The following is a 15,469-nucleotide window of genomic DNA, read 5'->3' on the forward strand; positions in this document are numbered from 1 at the left end:
GCCACATCAGGGCCTTGACGATAGGACCCCGGATGATGTTTATTGGAGTACACTGCCGAAGGCAAAAGAGGCAATATGAATCGGAGCGGCAAACCACTTAAAAACTGCCTGAGGTTGTCTAAAAGAACTTGACCGTCTCTTTTCTTTATTATGTTAAAATTATTTTGATAAAGTCAAACCATCCGAGAGGGTGGGACGGAAAACCCAACGATTCTCAAGTTAGTCCACCCATGTCGTTCATCAGTTTGACAGCCGGGTTGCTGCACACACATAATTACATTTATTATAATGATAGGAGAAGAACCTATAAAGATGTTTCAGAATATTTTTTCGGTATCGGTTCTGTTGCTGGCTTTCTTTGTTTTTGGGGGCTGGTGTGTCCTGCATCAAGTACAGCAATGAATATAGGCCCCAATGCTTTTTGGATACAGGGCCACGGATAACATCACCCCGGGTTTCGTTGACATCTCTGGTAGTGGCACACAAGTTCTTGCGGGTGTTGACGATGAAATAGCATTTGTACAAGTAGGAGTTAACTTCAAATTCTATGGGCAGACGTACAATAGCGTCTATGCGAGTTCTAATGGCCTCATCACATTTGGATTGGGTAATTCCGAATGTTTGAATAGCTCATTAACCTCCACCGATTGGATTGGACATGCGGTTGCGGTCCTATGGAGTGACTGGGCCACCCATTTCCCTGGCAGCGTATACTATAAAACTGTGGGGACTCAGGGCAGCCAGCAATTCATTGTCCAGTGGAACCAGGTGATGGGACATTCCTCTTCTCCCAAGAATATTACTTTCCAAGGTATTCTATTTGAGGGGAGTAATTCTATTCTGTTTAACTATGCGAATATGAAGACCGGGGATGGTAGGGCTGATGGCGGAACTGCAACAGTAGGGCTTGCGAAGGAAGGCACCAAAATTGTAGTTGGAACAGAGCCAATATTTATGCCAGACCCGAACTGGAGCACACCTGAAGACCCTCAAGTGTGTGAGCAGGATCCAAGCCGATGTATTCAGCCAGTGATTCAGGTTGGTGAACAACCAACATATAATTATGTAGATAAAGATCCCCTGGAATGGTCGTACAATAATGCCATTATTGGAGACAACTACTCTATTATATACTCTACCGTACCTATCCCAGGTGCGATCTGGCTTCTCGCTCCCGGCCTTGTGGGTCTCATAGGGCTTAAGAGGAAATATCTTGGATAAAGAAATTAGCAATGAATTAATAAATGCAGAGCCATTTCTGACTCTGCATTTATTAATTCATTGCTAATTGAAATGCAGCAAGAGAAAGATAAGCAGGAAAAACACTCTTTCAGCTATATCTCTTTACTTTGATGAATTTTATGTTGTTTTAACCTTAATGCATACTTTTTACTGTGAAGTGATTTTTTCCTTTCAAAATTCCTGCAATTTCATATCTGTGCGCTGGCTTGATAAATATTTTCTTACTATTCCGATCTATTGTATAAGATACCCGTAATATTGGGTAGCTTGTTAAATATTTCTCTTGCATTTTGTGTTAATAACTGTTAGTAAATATAGGATAATTTAAAATAACAGGTGTGCAAATGGCTAAATACCCTAAGATCCCTGGGGCTACAGTAAGACGTTTATCAAACTACTTGAAATGCCTTGAAGATCTTCAAACAAAAAATGAAAAAGTAGCATCAAGTGCGCTTCTGGCCACAATATGCAACGTTAATGCTGCTCAGGTAAGAAAAGATTTTGCATATTTCGGCGAATTTGGCATTAGAGGCATGGGTTACAACATTAAAGAGCTCGAGCATCACATAAAAGAAATACTTGGTGTGAACAGAGAATGGAGGATTGCCGTTATCGGTATTGGGAACATGGGAAGTGCCCTTCTTGTATATAAAGATTTTTTAAAACAGAATTATAGAATAGTGGCTGCATTTGATATAGACCCTGTTAAAGTTATTGGGCAGATATCGGAAAAGATGGGAAAGCCTGTAGAAATTCTTCATATGGAAAGATTAAAGGAAGTAATAGAAACAAGAAAAGTTGAAATAGGCATTATAACAGCGCCCCCTCAGGAAGCGCAGAAAGTCGCGGATCTCCTTGTTGATGCAAAAATAAAGGGAATTTTAAACTTTTCGCCTGCACCGGTCAGAGCCGCAGAACCTGTTAAAGTGAGAAATATTTTCTTTACATCTGCTCTTGACAATCTTGTATACTACCTAACCAACTAAGGTGTTTTATGTGGAAGCTACTTGGAAATATTACTGAGATGTTTGTTTATTCAGCAGTTTATATGATTATTGTACTTGTTTCAGTGAAGATTGTTGGTGCAATATTCTCAACTGATTTTGAGAAAAAAATCTCAGAAGAAGGCAACGTCGGACTTTCGTTAATCTGTGCATGTATTTTTGTCGGACTTGCAATCCTTCTTTCCACGATTGTCAGGTAAATGAAAACACTCTTTATAACCGGTACAGATACAGGAGTTGGTAAAACCACAATAGCAGCAAGCATATCTGCCTTTCTATCACTTCGGAAAAAATTAAACGTTGGAGTAATGAAGCCTTTTGAAAGCGGGATTTCAAGAAGAAACAAAGACCAGCTTCCCTGGGATGCAATATGCCTGAGAGAGGCATCTGATAGTACAGATGACCTTGATGATATAAATCCGTATATGTTTGAGGCCCCTCTTGCACCGGAGGTCGCAGCAAACCTCGAGCATATTCAGATAGATATTGATATTGTTGACAGGACATATAAAAAGATTTCCAAAAAACACGATATTGTCTTAATAGAAGGTGCTGGAGGCGTGCTCGTACCGATTAAAAAAGATTTTTTTTATGCTGACCTCATAGAGAAGTGGAATGCGTCCACGATTATTGTATCAAGAATAGGTCTGGGCACTATAAACCACACCCTGCTGACCTGCAGTTACCTTCAGTCAAGGGATATAAAGATTATTGGAGTGATTTTAAACAACGATAACGGGACAAACGACCTTGCAGCACAAACTAATCCTGAAGCATTAAAAAGGCATATAAACGTGCCCATTCTTGGTGTTTTTCCTTATTTCAAGGGCTTATTGAAGGAAGGTATGGATAGAGAACTACTTGCAGATATATTTACCAAACACATAGATACCGAAATGATGCTTGAACGCATTGAAAAAATATAAACATAGAAGTTAAAACAATCTGTAATTTCATTTTTCAATACATAACATATATGCATAATCCCATTTTTCAATAAAACCATTTTCAGTATCGTTGTTGTATCATTACCCTTTTCTACTTACTAAGTACCTCTTTAAAAAAGGGTCTTGAACGCTCAATAATATCCATCTCAACACAATATGCGATCCTGAAATAGCCCTGTTTGCCGAAACCTATCCCTGGAACTGCCAGTACACGATGTTTTTGAAGGTTGCTTACAAATTTTATATCATCTTTTATCGGCGACTTCGGGAAAATATAAAAGGCGCCCTCAGGTTTTACAACTTCAAAGCCTGCATCTACAAGTATATTGTAAATAACATCCCTCTTTTTCTGATAATCTGCTATATCTACGCTCTTTTTCTGAAACTTACCGACAAGCTTCTGCATGATTGCCGGGGCATTGATGAATCCAAGGATTCTGTTTGCAAATATGGCAGCGCCTATAAGCGCTCCAGCGTTCTTCATAAGTGGAGAGATTGCGATGTAGCCTATCCTCTCACCGGGAAGTGCAAGGTCTTTTGAGTGGGATGTAACCGTAATTGTGTCTTCGTACAGGAGAAACATGTCTGGAAACTGAATGCCGTCATATAGGATCTTTCTGTATGCTTCATCGGAAATAACAAATATTCTCTGCCCTTTCCTCTTTCTTTCATTGAGCACGGATACAAGTTCTTTAAGCTCTTTTTTGCTATATACAACACCTGTCGGGTTATTGGGAGAATTTATAATGATTGCCTTTGTCTTTTCAGTGATAGCTTCTTTGATCTTTTCGATGTCGAGATGAAAATCATCCTTTGTGTCTACGAGCTTCATTATACCACCGTGGTTTCCGATATAGAACATGAACTCCACAAAGAACGGGCATGGCACAATTACCTCATCCCCTGGGTCCAGGAGCGATTTCATTACAACATTAATGCCTCCTGCACACCCTACTGTCATTATAATGTGGTCCTTTGTAAAATCAAGGCCTGAACGTTCCCTGTGAAATTCTGCAATCTCTTCCCTGACATCTTCGTAGCCGCTGTTGGTCATATACCTGTGCATGCCCTTTGTACCGGATGAAACTATTCTTATAAGTTCCTTTTTTAACTCATCCGGGGGCTCGGTAATCGGGTTGCCGAGGGTAAAATCATAGATTTGCTCCTGACCGTATTGTTTTTTAAGCCTTTCCCCTTCTTCAAACATAGCCCTAATCCAGGAAGAACTTTTCATTGATTCCGAAATATTTTTTGAGATAACCATTTACTGCCTCCTTATGAATATCGCTTCCCTATTCTTCTGAAACCATCAAGGGCATTCATTATTTTCTCCATAGTCACACAGTATGCAATCCTGAAATAACCGCTTCTGCCAAAACCTCTTCCAGGTACAACGAGAATTCTCTCTTCTCTTTGTACTCTCTTAACGAATGCAAGCTCGTCCTTAACCGGAGATTTTGGGAATAGATAAAACGCTCCGCCAGGTTTTACGCATTCGAAACCCGATTCAATCAGTGTGTTGTATATAATATCCCTCTTTTTTTTGTATTCCAGAACATCTACGGAATTTTCCTGAAACTTTCCGGCAGCCCGTTGAAACAATGCAGGAGCATTCACAAATCCCAAAGCCCGTATGGATATAATAAGTCCGGAAACAAGAAGATCAATCTCCTTTATATTCGGTGATATAGCAATGTACCCTATTCTTTCTCCAGGCAGAGCAAGGTCTTTTGAGTGAGATGTAATACTGATGGCAAGATCATAGATCTCAAAGATATTCGGCAACACAATGTTGTCATAAACAATCTTTTTATATGCCTCATCAGCTAAAAGATATATTTCTTTACCTTCCTCTCTTTTCTTGTACAACAGTTTTGCCAATTCTTTCAGACTTTCTTCGCTGTATACAGCCCCAGTAGGATTATTCGGGCTGTTTATTAGAATAGCCTTTGTTTTTTCGTTTATTGCGTCTTCTATTTTTTGTATATCAAGTTGAAAATCATCTTTTGTATCAACAAGTCTCATGATTCCGCCGAAGTTTTCAATATAGTTTTTAAACTCCCAGAAGAACGGGTTCGGTACAACAATCTCATCACCCTTATTCAACATGCTTTTAAAAAGTATGTTAATGCCACCGGCACACCCGACTGACATGAAAATATGTTTGCTTGTAAAAGGTAATCCGTAATGCATCTCCATGTACTGGGCAATTTCTTCCCTTACGCTTTGGTAACCACTGTTCTCCATATACTTGTGCATGCCCGGTGTTGTTTGTGTAAGCATATTTATCAGGGCAGACTTTAATGCCTGGGGGGGTTCTACATCAGGGTTACCGAGGGAAAAGTCGTAAACTTTATCTTCACCCAAGGTCTTCTTCATCTGCATACCTTCTTCAAACATCTTCCTTGTCCAACCCTCCTGGTTCTGGATAAGCTTTCTCATCTTGTTTGAAACTATCATTATTTCCTCCTTCAATAGTAAAAAGGCCATAGAAATAGGTGCCATGGCCTTTAAATAAAAAGAGCCATGGGCATTGCACCCATGGCTCTTTGCTTATATTAAAGCAAATTTATGCCCGGGTGCAAGCTTCTAAAGTAAAAGTAAAAAAAACTAAAAAATTCTCTAAACATTTCCATACTCAACATTTAAAAACAATATGTTATGCTTGTCAAGAAGAAAAAGTAGGCTTCTCCGAAAACAACTGCACCAAGTTTCAGAAATGCTAAAAAATATTTTTGAGAGAAAGTTTTGCACTGATAAATAGCTATTTTACAAGTGGGAGAATGGCCTTAAACTCATCCGTTCCAGCCTTTTGTAACAACTCATAAATAAACATCTCGGCAGATGATATTGTGGCGCCGTATTGGCGCATCCTTTTAATGGAGACGATACGGTTTTCCCGGGTACGAGAAGAAACGGCGTCGCTTATAATGTGTACGTTAAAGTGGGGCAGCGCAAAGATTGCGGTCTGTGCTACGCATATGTGAGCTTCAGCCCCTGCAAGGATAAGGGTACTCTTCCCGATTGTGTCTATACGATAAGCAAAATCATCGCAATAAAAACAGTTGAAATGAACCTTATTTATTGGCTGGACATTTTCCAGCTCTTTTTTTACTTCAGGTATAGTATTACCAAGCCTTTTCTGCTCTGTTAATACTATCGGCAGTCCGATTATATTTGCGAATCTGACAAGCCGAACCACGTTCTCAACAATCTTTTCTTTGTCTGATATTACAGGAAGTAATTTTTCCTGGACATCAATAATTACAAGGACACTATCTTCTCGTGCAATCAAGCTTTGTCTGTTAGGCTGTTCCACTGTCATTTTAGCCTCCTATAATGCCTCACCAAGTTCCTCTTTACTTCTAAGTGGGTAAATTTCCCGTAGATTGTTGCGAAAGCTTTTCTCATTTTTTTATTGTTAACACTCTGTCCGCTTAACTCTTACTCTTTGCAGTTTTTTTCAACCACACATATTTCCGGGAGATTCCGGTACTGCTCTGCATAATCAATCCCATAACCCACAACAAAACCGTCTTCTATTGTAAACCCTACATAGTCGCCTTCCATTTCTACTTGCCGTCTTGCCCTTTTATCGAGAAGCACGCAAATCTTCAAAGATTTCGGATTTCTTTCAAGGAGCATTTCCTTTATGTTCTTCAGCGTGATTCCTGAATCAATAATGTCTTCTACAATTACAACATTTCTGCCGTTTATATCTTCCTCAAGGTCTTTTGTGATAGTAATTTCCCCTTTGGATTGCATATTGTTTCCGTAGGACGAAACCCTCATAAAATCAATTTTTGACGGGTTTTTAATGTATCTTATGAGGTCTGACATAAACATAAAAGAACCTTTCAGAAGGCAAATAAAATAAATCTCCTCGTCACCATAGTCTTTCTCGATAGACACGGCGAGGCCTCTTACCGTGTTATCAATCTCTTCTTTTGTAAATAAAGGCTTGAGCATTCGTAGGTCTCCTAAAGTGCAGGTTCAAGAACTATTATTTCACGTTCTTTTGGCAGCAGCTCCTTTTTAATTTCTATTTCAGAAGCTTTTACCCTCTTAACATCTTTTTTGTCACCAATAAAACCTTGAACATTCGAGATGGGAAAATTGCACTTATCGGTTTTAAAATGCATCGGTATGGTGATAGCAGGTTTCAGATCTTTCATGACCTTTGTAGCTTCCCGAGCATCAATGGTATAAAAACCTCCGACAGGGATAAGCAGAATATCGATTTTTCCGATTTCCTCGACCGCTTCCTTTCCCAGTGTATGACCCAGGTCACCGGCATGCATTATTGTGAGACCGTCTGCATCTATAACAAATATCAGATTGTTACCTCTTTCCTTGCCTTTTGATGTGTCGTGATGGCTTGGGATTGCCCTTATTTTGAGACCATTTACATCATAAGCACCTGCTGTTTTGATATGGACAAAATTCCCTTTAATGTCTTTTGTATAATTATGGTCATCATGGTCATGGCTTGCAAGTACGATATCGGCTTTGTCGGTAATTTTACCATATGACAGTGTCCCGCCAAATGCGCCTGACTTGTAAGGGTCGGTTATTATCCTGACACCCGTGTCAGTTGTTATCATAAAAGCTGAGTGTCCATAAAATTTAATCTTCATAATCCCCTCCTTTTAATTTCAAGTGGATAAATTCCCTGCAGATTGCTCTGCGAAAGCTTATTCCTGTTTTATCTCTCAAGCCCTGTCTTTTTGAGGCGTTGCAGTTTGTTGCCCTTTCTGGTGGCTCTTATATTAGCCCTTTTTCCTTGAAGCTGCAATAGCTTTCCTTTTCAGGTTTGTTTTTGTGCCTGGTAATTGTACTTTTTGCCGAATGTTTTCCTATAATAATATGGTCAAGCACCTCGATACCAAGTATTTTGCCCGCCTCTATAAGACGGCGGGTGATTCTTACATCCTCTTCAGAGGGCTCTGTGTCGCCGGAGGGATGATTATGGGCGACAATTACCGCTGATGCAGTATGGGCAATTGCTTTGTTGAAAACTTCTCTTGGATGTACCAGGCTGGCGTTGAGGGTGCCCACAGAAATGTTTTCAATACGGATAATCTTATTTCTTGTGTTAAGTATCATGAGCATAAAATGTTCTTTTTTCATATCCTTGATGCTTGCACGTATAGCCTTAACAACACTCTGAGGATTTTTGATATCCATGCCCTCAAATCCGTTTTCTGTTTCAAGTTCCTGTCTTTTTGCAAGCTCAAAAGCTGCTTTAAGCTGTGTTGCCTTGGCTGTGCCCACGCCCTTTATAAGGGAGAGTTCCTCAATCGTTGCTTCACCTATAGCCCTGATGCTGCCGAATTTTATATATAATTCCTGAGCAATAGTCATTACGGATCTTTTTGAAACTCCGCGACCGATAATCAATGCTAAAAGCTCCGGGGAGGAGAGCGCCTCTGCGCCAAGCCTCAAGAGCCGTTCCCTTGGCCTTTCTTCCTTTGGCATATCGCGGACAGTAAAGGATGTATTATCGATCATATGTTCCTGCTAATATTACTTCACCTTTTTAAACACGATATCTTCAACAGCCGGTTCAAGGGGCAATAAAAGTCTGTCTATATCGCCGTTTTCATTCATTATAAAGTTCACTTTCATATCAAAACCTCCTACAAGACTCCTGCTCGATGTTTTGAAAGTGTTGTACTGGTAATGTTTGAGTGTTGAGATTGTTTCTTCAATATCTCTTAAAGAAAATATGAGATTGTCTTTCTTAAGCTCTATTTTGGCGGCGCCAAAGGCCGGATGCTCATATTTTCCGGCATAATCGGCCAGTGCATGGGACGGTTTCGTATCCTTTTTTCTTTTCTTTTCTTCAGTTTCCCTGCTTGCTTTCAAGCCTGCCAAAGCAGACGGATATTCATCAATTAACTTTTTGCTCCAGGATATTTCTTTTAATCCCAGCACTCTGTCATATGTGGAAAGGGATATGGAAGCGATAAATTCATAGTTATCCGACCTATTGGTAAGAATTACAAGACCAATGTTTTTTCCAGGGATAAAGCTTACATGTGCGGTAAACCCTTCAATCATGCCGTCGTGGCTGACAAGATAATGTCCCCGGTAAGGTGTTATCATCCAAGCCATGCCATAACTTGCAGGCAAAATTTCTTCATATTTAAGTATCCCCCCCATCAATATCTGCGGCGTAATAAGCTGTGTTAATGTATCTTTGGAAATCAATTGTTTATCCCCAGCTTTGCCCTGATTCAGGTACAGTATTACCCATTTTGCCATATCTTCAAGGTTGGAATTGATAGAGCCTGCAGGCCCGTATACCCCTATATTCTCGACAGGAAGTTTCTTTAACGGCACGCCGAAAAGCTCAGCCTGATTTTCAGGGAATTTCTTTAATGCTTCCATATCCATTCTGTAAGGAAAAGCATGATCAGAAGATTTTTCTAATTCTTTGGAAGAGAGGCTGGAACTGTCCATATTGAGAGGTTTGAATATTCTGTTTAATACAAATTCCTCCCATGTTGTTCCTGAAACTTTATCTACTATGGCTCCTGCGGCCATATAGTGAAAATTACAGTATTGAAAACTCTCTCTGATCCCCTTATTTGGCATAAAATATTTAAGCTTTTTCATGGCTTCGTCTCTTGATGCATCTTTCGGATCAATGGCTGTATCGTATCTGGGGAGTCCCGTTCTATGCGACAACAAATCCCGTATTGTTACGTACTCTGTGGCATAGGCGTCATGGAGCTTGAAGGCGGGATAATATTCACGAACAGGCTTGTCGAAATCAATCTTCTTCTCATCAACAAGCATTCCTATGGGTAGAGATACAAATGCCTTACTGCATGAACCGATGCCAAAAAGAGTCTTTGGTGTTACTTTAATCTTTTTTTCCACATCCTTGTACCGAAAACCTTCTGAAAAGACAACCCTTCCGTCTTCTATAGCCAGAATTGCAGCTGCGGGCACATTCCATATTTTCATCTCTTCTTTTATAAAAGTTTTATAGCTTTCAGCATTGAAAGCAGCCACCGATGATGCTTTGGAAAGGGATAAAAATACTATAATGCAAAAAACAATCTTCAATAATATTTTAAACTTTTTCATGTATTTTCCTTTAAAGAAAGTCTATGTTTACTATAAAAAAATCCCGATAAAATGTCCATATGGATTTTAATCAATCACATCCATTTTCACTATATATAATATTTGTTAATATTGCTGTATAATGAAGATAAGTATCGTAAGACATAAATGTTTATTTAATACACTCAAATAATGTTTATGCGAAGAGGGAGAAATGAAAGCAAGGGAGATCATAAAAGACATATATCTTGTTGGAAATTCGGATATTACGGATACACGGGATTGCTCGGTTTATCTGTTGAACCTGGGAGAGTTGATACTCATAGACACCGGAGCAGGTTCAAGCGTTGATATGATCGTACAGAACATTACAGAGCTTGGTTTAGGCCCTGGTAAAATCTCAACAATAATTCTTACGCATTGCCATATTGACCATGTCGGCGGAGCAAATGAATTGCGGAGAAGGTTCGGCTCCCGCATCATCATGCATGCCATTGATGCAGCCGTTTTGGAGCGGGGCGACAACATGATGACGGCAGCTTACTGGTATGGTGTTCTTTTTAAACCTTTACCGATTGATGTGAAGTTTTATGCAAAGGAGGAACGCTTTAGCTTCGGAGGGCAGGAAATTGTATGCCTTCACACGCCCGGCCATTCGCCGGGATCTATCTCTATTTATCTAGACAGGGGAGGCAAAAGGGTTCTTTTCGGTCAGGATATCCATGGCCCCTTCCTTGCAGAATTCGGGGCCAATATGTCTCATTGGCGGCAATCTATGGAAAAACTTCTTGCCCTTAAGGCGGATGTGCTTTGTGAAGGACACTTCGGAATATATCAACCAAACGAAAAGGTGACGGGATATATTGAACAATATCTTGACGAGTACGGGGAGTAACTTTTTTTGCCTTAGCGGCAAGCCTACTATGCCGAAGAGAATGTTATTACAGAGCGATTTACCTTGCCAAGGAAGTAAAAGACTTCTTTTTCGGCGTAGGGAATATATTGGTGTAATGAAAGATGCCCTTACTCAGGGAGAATACAGGATATCCCTCTATTCTCCCGCTGACTACTCTTTTACAAAGAACTGCATCTTTACACCGGCTACTTCGACAATATCGCCGTCTTTGAGATCATAGCGCTGATCCACCTTATTGCCGTTTATTTTCAATTCTTTACCACCTGAAGGGGCTATGAAGTATCCCTCCTTTCTCCTGTTGATAAGTGCCGCCACTTTCGGAGCAAAAAAGCCCTTGAGACGGATGAGTGCATTGTCCTCTTTCCCTATGGTAGCTATTCTCTCTTTAAGGAGGTATTCCTTGCTGTCTGTAGAGCCCTCTATAATCATCATCCCTCCGAGAACTTCGAGCTTTTCCGAAGAGGCAAGTATCTTCTGCTGTTCTGTGGGACTGAGGAGAATAGTCTCATTCATTGAACGGGAACGGACACCTGTTTTCGTTGCATCCTCAGGAGGTTTGATGTCCGTTTTGTATTCAATAGTGTGGCTTCCAATAAGAACAACATCACCATTTTTCAAGGCGCTTTTCGTAACCTTCCTGCCGTTTAAAAATGTGCCGTTTGTACTCTCCTGATCCTCTATATAGAGTACGTCGCCCTCCTTGACAAGCTTAGCATGAAAACCCGACACGGCAAGGTTGTCGATTTGTATATCATTTTCCTCTTTGCGTCCTATCGTATAGCTATCCTGTTCAATAGACATTTCCTTAATTACCGCATCCTTAAATTTCAGTAGAATTTTCATCATAGGTTCACCTCCTAAACCATTCTCTTAAACGTGACAGAAAATAAAACAATGTTTTCTTTTTGACAAGCCTTGCAATAATAACCGTGATGTTATCATTGCCACCATTCTTGTTGGCCATATCAGCAAGCCTTCCACACGCTTCTGATGGATCATGGAAAGCTTCTACTGTTGATATTATCCCATTATCGTCTACCATGTTCGTTAAGCCATCGGAACAAAGAAGCAGGACATCGTTATCGAAAAGGCTCAGTTCTCCAAGGTCCACCTCCACATCCTCAGCGACACCGAGTGCACGTGTCAGGATGTTCTTCATTTCCGACTCTCTTGCCTGCTCTCTGGTGATAATATCCCGTTTTACCTGTTCGGATACAATTGAGTGGTCATCGGTGAGTTGCTCGATGCCCCCGGATCTGATTAGATAAACGCGGCTGTCTCCGACATGGGCGATGCTGAGCCGTTTTCCCGTTATCAAAACCGCAGCAATTGTGGTGCCCATACCATGAAATTGCACGTTGCCCCGGGATGCTTCAAACACTGCCTGGTTGGCCAGGCGTATGGCCGAACAAAGCCAATTCGTCTCCTCGGAAAACTCGCTCCGACAGGAACCTATCTGGAGTTGTTTGCCGGCATTCTGGGCATCGAAATATCCCTTTATGACATCAACGGCAATCTTGCTTGCCACTTCTCCTGAGGCATGACCACCCATGCCGTCTGCAACAACAAGGAGGCCGATGCTTTCAATTACACAAAGATTGTCCTCATTTTTCTGCCGGACCATGCCTGTGTCGGTTTTTGCTCCAACAGCAAGTATCAATTGGCCTCCCCGGTTTTTTCCATATAAGCGGTGATTTCTGCCGCAAGCTCTCTTCCGTGCTGATACCGGTCATCCTTGTTCTTGTTAAGGAGCTTCATAATGATCTCCTCACAGAACTGTGGGGCATCGGGGGCAACATCCTTCAGAAGGATCGGTGGTGAATTGGTAATATTGAACATGAGGGTGGTAATATTGTCTCCACCGAAGGGCTTTTCTCCGCTTAGCAGCTCATAGAATACAACGCCGAGAGAAAAAAGATCAGACCTGCCATCCACCTTCTGCCCCGAGATCTGTTCTGGCGACATATAGCTTGGCGTTCCCATGATAACTCCAGTCTGGGTTTTTGAACTCGACATGACCCTTGCAATGCCGAAATCGGCAACCTTGATCTCTCCATTCTTTAGGAGCATGATATTCGCCGGTTTTATATCACGGTGTACAACCCCGTTTTCGTGGGCATAATCAAGAGCCTGGGCAACAGAAGTAATGACCCTTGCCACTTCCTTAAGAGGCATGAGACGATCCTTCTGGCAGTAATCAGACAGATCGGAGCCGTCAAGGAGTTCCATGGCCATATATGCAATTTCATAGTCTTCGCCGACATCGTAAATTGTAACAATATTCGGATGTGAGAGCTTACCTGCTGCCTCAGCCTCCCGGAAGAACCGTTTCTTCAACTCGGCAACCTGATCTTCCTCGAAATCGTCATAACGGAGTGTTTTGATTGCCACTTCCCGATTGATTCTGGGATCTTTGCCGAGATAGACAGTGCCCATTGCTCCGCGCCCCAATTCCTTGGCAATCTCATAACGGCCAAGCGTCGGTTTGGTTTCTGCCCCATCGATGAGGACAGTCGCATCCTTCTTTGCCCCTGTCGCTCCGAACATAACCGTATCGCCCACGGTCTTCAGCTTCTTTATCCGCTCAGTAATATCCTTGTATTCGCCGTCCTGCATGACATGTTCATAAGCTGAAACAGCCTTGTTGAACATTCTCTTCCGTTCGAAATCGAGCCCCAGGTTGTAAATAAGGTCCTTGACGGACGTGTCCTCTATCGGGCATTTCCGGAACTTATCAAAAGCCATGTCGAGCATGCCCTGCCCCTGAAAGGAGAGGCCGAGCATCTTGTTTGTCTCAACACTGTCAGCCTCCACACGTTCCTTGGCGCGTTCCGTAAAGAGATACCGGCATGATACGACGGCAATATATCCAACAACAAGCATCAGTGACGGGTATACAACTTTAAACCAGTACCCGTATTTGACAAGGAGAAACCAGGCTATCGCCGACCATCCGAAGAAGAGTATCACGGAAATAATGGCATTGATGCCGGCATGGAGCTTTGGAAAGATAAAAGCGAGAAAAATCCCGAATAAAATGATCAACGCCAGTTCAACATAAAATGCCCAGGCAGGGCGCACTATATGCGTGTTGCTTAGTATATTGTCGACTACGTTGGCAACGATCACCCAGGAAGGCATGTTCGCTCCTATCGGGGTCATAAGTGTCGTTGCAATCCCGGTAGCGCTGCCGGCAATAATGACAATCTTGTTTTTAAAATGGTCAGGGGGCACCTTATTGTCAATGACATCAAGGAAGGAATAAATGGGGATTTTTTTGTTGAAACTGATAAGCATCTTAGATTTTTCAGTCGTCGGTATTTTGATGTCCCTGATCCTGACAGTTCTTGCAGGTACTATGTCTTTGAGTTCATAGTTCAGGTAGCTCATAACCAGTTGCAGTCCGAAGGAAGGAAATATCCTGTTTCCGAAAGCTATTAAGAGAGGCTCGCTTCTAACTGCTTTATCGCTGTCGTTAACAAGATTTATATGACCCAGAGCCATAGCATGTTGGGCAAGAGCAGGTATGGGCGGGATGATTTCATTGGCGGTAAGAAAGGCCGTGGGGCTTGTAGTTAGTGGAATAGAGTTGTTTTGAAGGTAGTTCGGGAGCTTAACTTCGCCTCCTTCAAGGGTTTTACTCAAGGTAAAAAATGAGGGCAGGACTACCTTATTGCTTGCGGTGATTGATGTCGAGAGGACTGTATCGTTATCAAGGCGTTTCTCCGACTCCTTCAGAAGGGTGTATAAATCATTCACCTGTTTTGTTTTTGAATAGTCGGCCTCTATTTTCTTTATTATCTCCTGCACTTCCCAGAGCCCTTGGTTATAGTCTGTCTCTGAGTAGAGAATGTTGATGCCAATGACCTTTGCTTCATAATTCTTGAGATTGTCGATCATCTCGGCTATATAGCTGCGTGGCCAGGGCCACCTTCCCATTTTGGCTATGCTGATGTCGTCTATCTCTACAACAGCAACCGGCGCAGACGAGGCCTTCCCCCGCATATTGACGCCAAAATCATAAAAACGGTATTCCAGCCCTTCAATTGGGTCCCATTTGAAGACAAAGGCCGTTACCGTCAGCAGCATGATTACAAATCCGATAATAAATTCTTTGCTGAATATTTTTCCGATTGCTTTCATACACCCCCTCCTGAAAACTCTTCCCTGGTTATCGTTGCGAGAAGTCCAGCTTTTTAGGACAACGTGATAACCCCGCCTTTCTGAGATCGCTACAGCTTTGCCTCGCGATGATATTAAATATGAAACTTCTTCCGATAACC

Annotated in this window: 15 protein-coding genes and 1 riboswitch; of the genes, 5 read left to right on the top strand and 10 right to left on the bottom strand. The window is 41.7% G+C overall.

Going from position 1 to position 15,469, the window contains the following annotated elements; translation table 11 throughout:
- Nucleotides 1-162: 162 nt before the first annotated feature.
- A riboswitch (cyclic di-GMP riboswitch) is annotated at nt 163-265 on the top strand.
- Nucleotides 266-414: 149 nt separating this feature from the next.
- The 4 genes from NT010_01540 (at nt 415) to bioD (ending at nt 3,172) form a co-directional block, all read left to right on the top strand.
- A complete protein-coding gene (locus NT010_01540; GenBank protein MCX5804738.1) occupies nt 415-1,221 on the top strand; it encodes a hypothetical protein in 807 nt (268 codons plus the stop codon).
- Nucleotides 1,222-1,586: 365 nt separating this feature from the next.
- Nucleotides 1,587-2,228 carry a redox-sensing transcriptional repressor Rex gene (locus NT010_01545; GenBank protein MCX5804739.1) on the top strand — a complete coding sequence of 214 codons (642 nt, stop codon included), beginning with the start codon at nt 1,587-1,589 and terminating at the stop codon, nt 2,226-2,228.
- A gap of 8 nt (nt 2,229-2,236) precedes the next feature.
- On the top strand, nt 2,237-2,446 hold the full coding sequence (locus NT010_01550) for a hypothetical protein (GenBank protein MCX5804740.1): 210 nt from the start codon (nt 2,237-2,239) through the stop codon (nt 2,444-2,446).
- On the top strand, nt 2,447-3,172 hold the full coding sequence (bioD, locus tag NT010_01555) for a dethiobiotin synthase (protein MCX5804741.1): 726 nt from the start codon (nt 2,447-2,449) through the stop codon (nt 3,170-3,172).
- A gap of 112 nt (nt 3,173-3,284) precedes the next feature.
- On the opposite strand, the gene NT010_01560 is transcribed toward bioD, so the two are convergent.
- The 7 genes from NT010_01560 to NT010_01590 form a co-directional block, all read right to left on the bottom strand.
- On the bottom strand, nt 3,285-4,457 hold the full coding sequence (locus NT010_01560) for a pyridoxal phosphate-dependent aminotransferase (GenBank protein ID MCX5804742.1): 1,173 nt from the start codon (nt 4,455-4,457) through the stop codon (nt 3,285-3,287).
- Between the two features lie 11 nt (nt 4,458-4,468).
- Complete coding sequence (locus tag NT010_01565) at nt 4,469-5,653, bottom strand: pyridoxal phosphate-dependent aminotransferase (GenBank protein MCX5804743.1); 1,185 nt, start codon at nt 5,651-5,653, stop codon at nt 4,469-4,471.
- Between the two features lie 304 nt (nt 5,654-5,957).
- Entirely contained in the window at nt 5,958-6,518 is a 561-nt protein-coding gene (locus NT010_01570) for an isochorismatase family protein (protein MCX5804744.1), read from the bottom strand.
- A gap of 119 nt (nt 6,519-6,637) precedes the next feature.
- Nucleotides 6,638-7,162 carry a hypoxanthine phosphoribosyltransferase gene (gene hpt / locus NT010_01575; protein ID MCX5804745.1) on the bottom strand — a complete coding sequence of 175 codons (525 nt, stop codon included), beginning with the start codon at nt 7,160-7,162 and terminating at the stop codon, nt 6,638-6,640.
- Between the two features lie 11 nt (nt 7,163-7,173).
- Nucleotides 7,174-7,830 (bottom strand): MBL fold metallo-hydrolase, encoded by a 657-nt coding sequence (locus tag NT010_01580; GenBank protein ID MCX5804746.1) that lies wholly within the window; start codon nt 7,828-7,830, stop codon nt 7,174-7,176.
- A 127-nt stretch (nt 7,831-7,957) separates the two neighbouring features.
- The gene (radC, locus tag NT010_01585; protein MCX5804747.1) at nt 7,958-8,704 is read right to left on the bottom strand and encodes a DNA repair protein RadC; all 747 of its coding nucleotides are present in this window, start codon (nt 8,702-8,704) and stop codon (nt 7,958-7,960) included.
- Between the two features lie 15 nt (nt 8,705-8,719).
- Nucleotides 8,720-10,291 (bottom strand): serine hydrolase, encoded by a 1,572-nt coding sequence (locus tag NT010_01590; protein MCX5804748.1) that lies wholly within the window; start codon nt 10,289-10,291, stop codon nt 8,720-8,722.
- A 193-nt stretch (nt 10,292-10,484) separates the two neighbouring features.
- On the opposite strand from NT010_01590, the gene NT010_01595 reads away from it, so the two are divergent.
- The gene (locus tag NT010_01595) at nt 10,485-11,165 is read left to right on the top strand and encodes an MBL fold metallo-hydrolase (GenBank protein ID MCX5804749.1); all 681 of its coding nucleotides are present in this window, start codon (nt 10,485-10,487) and stop codon (nt 11,163-11,165) included.
- A 171-nt stretch (nt 11,166-11,336) separates the two neighbouring features.
- Here NT010_01595 and NT010_01600 read toward each other — a convergent pair whose 3' ends face one another.
- Genes NT010_01600 through NT010_01610 form a run of 3 tightly spaced genes read right to left on the bottom strand, consistent with a single transcriptional unit; the run spans nt 11,337 to nt 15,329 of the window.
- Entirely contained in the window at nt 11,337-12,032 is a 696-nt protein-coding gene (locus NT010_01600) for an FHA domain-containing protein (protein ID MCX5804750.1), read from the bottom strand.
- A gap of 4 nt (nt 12,033-12,036) precedes the next feature.
- The gene (locus tag NT010_01605; protein MCX5804751.1) at nt 12,037-12,846 is read right to left on the bottom strand and encodes a Stp1/IreP family PP2C-type Ser/Thr phosphatase; all 810 of its coding nucleotides are present in this window, start codon (nt 12,844-12,846) and stop codon (nt 12,037-12,039) included.
- Complete coding sequence (locus NT010_01610) at nt 12,843-15,329, bottom strand: serine/threonine-protein kinase (GenBank protein ID MCX5804752.1); 2,487 nt, start codon at nt 15,327-15,329, stop codon at nt 12,843-12,845. The genes NT010_01605 and NT010_01610 overlap by 4 nt, the downstream gene beginning before the upstream one ends.
- Nucleotides 15,330-15,469 lie beyond the last annotated feature (140 nt).

It is taken from the genome of Pseudomonadota bacterium (genome assembly GCA_026388275.1).
GTDB lineage: Bacteria > Desulfobacterota > Syntrophorhabdia > Syntrophorhabdales > Syntrophorhabdaceae > JAPLKB01.

Coding starts and splice junctions, on each gene's coding strand:
- NT010_01540 (MCX5804738.1), top strand. CDS start 415: ATGCTTTTTGGATACAGGGCCACGGATAACATCACCCCGGGTTTCGTT.
- NT010_01550 (MCX5804740.1), top strand. CDS start 2,237: ATGTGGAAGCTACTTGGAAATATTACTGAGATGTTTGTTTATTCAGCA.
- hpt (MCX5804745.1), bottom strand. CDS start 7,162: ATGCTCAAGCCTTTATTTACAAAAGAAGAGATTGATAACACGGTAAGA.
- NT010_01590 (MCX5804748.1), bottom strand. CDS start 10,291: ATGAAAAAGTTTAAAATATTATTGAAGATTGTTTTTTGCATTATAGTA.
- NT010_01595 (MCX5804749.1), top strand. CDS start 10,485: ATGAAAGCAAGGGAGATCATAAAAGACATATATCTTGTTGGAAATTCG.
- NT010_01570 (MCX5804744.1), bottom strand. CDS start 6,518: ATGACAGTGGAACAGCCTAACAGACAAAGCTTGATTGCACGAGAAGAT.
- NT010_01600 (MCX5804750.1), bottom strand. CDS start 12,032: ATGATGAAAATTCTACTGAAATTTAAGGATGCGGTAATTAAGGAAATG.
- NT010_01560 (MCX5804742.1), bottom strand. CDS start 4,457: ATGGTTATCTCAAAAAATATTTCGGAATCAATGAAAAGTTCTTCCTGG.
- bioD (MCX5804741.1), top strand. CDS start 2,447: ATGAAAACACTCTTTATAACCGGTACAGATACAGGAGTTGGTAAAACC.
- NT010_01565 (MCX5804743.1), bottom strand. CDS start 5,653: ATGATAGTTTCAAACAAGATGAGAAAGCTTATCCAGAACCAGGAGGGT.
- NT010_01610 (MCX5804752.1), bottom strand. CDS start 15,329: ATGAAAGCAATCGGAAAAATATTCAGCAAAGAATTTATTATCGGATTT.
- radC (MCX5804747.1), bottom strand. CDS start 8,704: ATGATCGATAATACATCCTTTACTGTCCGCGATATGCCAAAGGAAGAA.
- NT010_01580 (MCX5804746.1), bottom strand. CDS start 7,830: ATGAAGATTAAATTTTATGGACACTCAGCTTTTATGATAACAACTGAC.
- NT010_01545 (MCX5804739.1), top strand. CDS start 1,587: ATGGCTAAATACCCTAAGATCCCTGGGGCTACAGTAAGACGTTTATCA.